The following is a 417-nucleotide window of genomic DNA, read 5'->3' as shown; positions in this document are numbered from 1 at the left end:
CTGCTGAACAACCTGTACTTCACCCCGAAGCGCTACGACCTCGCCAAGGTGGGCCGCTACAAGCTCAACCGCAAGCTCGGCGTGGACGTGCACCTCGGCGACCCCAACGCGTCTGTGCTCACCGAGGACGACATCGTCCAGATGGTGCACTTCATCGCCGCGCTGCACGCCGGCGAGACCGTCATCAAGGGCACGCGCGACGGCGAGCCGGTGGATGTGCGCGTGGAGATCGACGACATCGACCACTTCGGCAACCGTCGCATCCGTGCGGTGGGCGAGCTGATCGAGAACCAGATCCGCACCGGCCTGTCCCGCATGGAGCGCGTCGTGCGCGAGCGCATGACCACCCAGGACGTCGAGGCGATCACCCCGCAGACCCTGATCAACATCCGCCCCGTGGTGGCGGCGATCAAGGAG

The 417-nt window shown here is 66.4% G+C and carries 1 pseudogene; it reads left to right on the top strand.

Going from position 1 to position 417, the window contains the following annotated elements:
• A pseudogene (locus GVL03_RS20950) lies at positions 1-417 on the top strand (DNA-directed RNA polymerase subunit beta); the annotation flags it as partial.

Origin of the sequence: Microbacterium sp. 18062 (assembly GCF_902706225.1) — a bacterium.
In the GTDB taxonomy this organism is placed as follows: Bacteria; Actinomycetota; Actinomycetes; order Actinomycetales; family Microbacteriaceae; genus Microbacterium.
This window is presented reverse-complemented; position numbering and strand designations above follow the sequence as displayed.